At 68.0% G+C, this 2,830-nt stretch carries 2 protein-coding genes; one reads left to right on the forward strand and one right to left on the reverse strand.

The genetic code is table 11. The annotated features are described in order from the left end of the window. The first annotated feature begins 255 nt into the window (after positions 1–255). Positions 256–1,182 (forward strand): DUF808 domain-containing protein, encoded by a 927-nt coding sequence (locus DBR20_RS21215; RefSeq protein WP_089237428.1) that lies wholly within the window; start codon positions 256–258, stop codon positions 1,180–1,182. Positions 1,183–1,287: 105 nt separating this feature from the next. Here DBR20_RS21215 and DBR20_RS21220 read toward each other — a convergent pair whose 3' ends face one another. Beyond that, positions 1,288–2,826, reverse strand: coding sequence for a GGDEF domain-containing protein (locus DBR20_RS21220; protein WP_108268278.1), 1,539 nt, complete (start codon positions 2,824–2,826; stop codon positions 1,288–1,290). Positions 2,827–2,830: the final 4 nt, after the last annotated feature.

Genomic DNA, 2,830 nt, shown 5'->3' on the forward strand with positions numbered 1-2,830 from the left:
GGATCTGGCTGCGCCGGTTCATGCCACGAATGAGCGGGGGATTGCCTGCGGCGGTGGGCGGCTTGCTCAAACAGAACTCCTCGAAAGCGACGCCCCGGCGGCCGTGATCTGGCGGCCGGGTAGCGCCGGGCCATGCCCGGCGGGATCGGAATACGCTGCCAGTGTCCCTGCGCCGCGGTAGGCGCGCGGTGAACCCGCTACCGCAGGCGGCGCAGGATCGGTCAGAATCCGCTCATTCCCTTTACTGGATCCCCCATGGCCGGTGCCAGCCTGTTTGCCCTGCTCGACGATATCGCCTCCCTGCTCGACGACGTCTCGGTGCTGACCAAGGTCGCCGCCAAGAAGACCGCCGGCGTGCTGGGCGACGACCTGGCGCTGAACGCGCAGCAGGTGACCGGCGTCAATGCGAACCGTGAACTACCGGTGGTGTGGGCGGTGGCCAAGGGCTCGCTGGTGAACAAGGTGATCCTGGTGCCGGCGGCGCTGGCGATCAGCGCGCTGGAAGCCTGGCTGCACAGCCGCGGCTGGAACGTGCCGCTGATCGTGCCGCTGATGATGATCGGTGGTGCCTTCCTGTGCTTCGAGGGCGTGGAGAAGCTGGCGCACCGTTTCCTGCATTCAGCCGATGAGGACGCCGAACACCAGGCCGAACGGCGCAAGGCGCTGGCCGATGCGCAGGTGGACATGGTCGCGTGGGAGAAGGACAAGGTGAAGGGCGCGATCCGCACCGACTTCATCCTCTCGGCCGAAATCATCGTGCTGTCGCTGGGTGTGGTCGCCACGGCGTCGTTCATCAACCAGGTCAGCACCCTGGTGGTGATCGCGCTGGGGATGACCGTGTTCGTCTATGGGCTGGTCGCCGGCATCGTCAAGCTGGATGACCTGGGCCTGTACCTGTCGCGCAAGGGCGCGGCGCTGGCGGCAGTTGGCCGCGGCCTGCTGGTGTCGGCACCATGGCTGATGAAGTTCCTGTCGGTGGCCGGTACCGCGGCGATGTTCCTGGTCGGTGGTGGCATCCTGGTGCACAACGTGCCGGCGCTGCACCACGCGGTGCAGGCGCTGGGCGGTGAAGGCCAGTGGGGCTGGCTGGTCAACGCGCTGGGCAACATGGTGGTCGGCATCATTGCCGGTGCGATCGTGCTGGCGGTGGTGACCGGCGTGCAGAAGCTGCGCGGCAAGTAGGGCCAGCGCCCAGCCCGGTAGAGGCCGACCTTGGTCGGCGGTTTGATTCCTGCGCGTGCCAACCAAGGTTGGCACCTACCAAGCGGTTTCCTGTGTGCCGGGGAACTATCCCGCGTGCACCCGGTTCTTGCCTTCGCGCTTGGCCACATACAGGGCGTCATCGGCGCGTCGCAGCATCGAATCCGCGTCGTCGCCCGGCTGCCATTGCGAAATCCCGGCACTGAAATGCACCGGTACCCGCCGGTCCTGCACGGTCAGCACGCGATGCGCCAGTGAACGCTGCAGGCGCTGCACGGTGGCCATGCTGTCCGCGCCGGGGGTTTCCGGCAGTACCAGCACGAACTCGTCGCCACCGAGCCGGGCGATGCCATCGGTGGCACGCAGCAGCAGGCGGCACACCGCCACCAAATGCTGCAGCAGCGCGTCGCCGCCGGCGTGGCCGTGTTCGTCGTTGGTCTGGTGGAAATCATCCAGATCGATCACCGCCAGCCCCAACGGCGAGTTGTTGCGGGCGGCGCGGGCCAGCTCGCGTTGCAGCAGTTCGTCCAGGCCGCGCCGGTTCAGGGCCTGGGTCAGCGGATCGATACGCGCCAGATCGCCGGCCGCGCGCAGATCCTGTTCCAGCTGGTTGATGCGCTGTTCCGCGCGTTCCACTTCCTGCCGTGCGCTGGCCAGGTGATCGCGTGCCTGCGCCGCCTGCTGCTGCACTTTGCCGGTGTCCTGCATCACTTCCTGCAGCAGGTGGTTGAGGTCGGAGATGCTGCGCGCCTCGCGCAACTGCAACGCGTAGCTGCCGATGCGGTCGTGGTATTCACCGGTACTGGCAGCCATGCCGTCCATGCGCTCGATGAACTCGCCCATCAAGCTACGCATGGCCGCTTTCGAATCGTCGATTCCCTGCCGCAGCAGGCCCTGCTTGTAGATCACTTCGCGCAGCTCGGCGCGGGTGCGCTCGACCGACTCGGCCTCCAGCGGCCCGGCCAGCAACTGGCGCACGGCTGCGATCTGACCCTGCAGCCAACTGCGGTCATCCAGCAGCTCGCTGACGTTCTCCAGCAGCAGTGCAAACAATTCCAGCAGCAGTGCCTGCTGTTCCTGCCAGCTCTCGGCGCGCACGCCGATCTGGTGACCCAGCTCGCGCGCACCTTGTTCGATCGGCTCCAGCGCCGCGCCCGGTTGCCACTGGCGCAGGCGTACGGCCAGTGCCTGGGCCTGTTCGCGCAGGTCGGGATCGTGCTGCAGCAGCGCCACCACCGCGCCGCCCAGCAGCAACCGCAGCTGTTCGGACAAGCGCAGGCTGTCGGGCTGGCCATCGGGCGAATGCTGGTCGATGGTGCGGATGTACTTGTCGATCAGCTGCCGCATCGCCCGGCCATAGCGCGGCCAGTCTGCACTGGCCTGCGCCGACTGCAGGCGGTCGCCCATGTCGCCCAGCTCGCCGGGCAGGGTGGCCATGCCATTGGCGAAGGCGGCCAGCAGCGGCTCGGGCGCATCGGCCCCGGCAAACAACTGCTGCAAGGCCACGCTGTTCCCACCCTGCAGTACCACCCGGTCGCCGCGCCCGTCGTCGACAACCGCGCGCACGCGCGCAGGCGGTCCGATGGCGGTGCCGGGGGCAGGGCGGGGGTCGGGCTGGTCCGTCATGGAA

Origin of the sequence: Stenotrophomonas sp. HMWF023 (genome assembly GCF_003060985.1) — a bacterium.
Classification (GTDB): Bacteria; Pseudomonadota; Gammaproteobacteria; order Xanthomonadales; family Xanthomonadaceae; genus Stenotrophomonas; species Stenotrophomonas lactitubi.

Bases quoted from the DNA above. Each gene is read 5' to 3' on its own strand.
- DBR20_RS21215 (WP_089237428.1), top strand. From the start codon at position 256: ATGGCCGGTGCCAGCCTGTTTGCCCTGCTCGACGATATCGCCTCCCTG.
- DBR20_RS21220 (WP_108268278.1), bottom strand. From the start codon at position 2,826: ATGACGGACCAGCCCGACCCCCGCCCTGCCCCCGGCACCGCCATCGGA.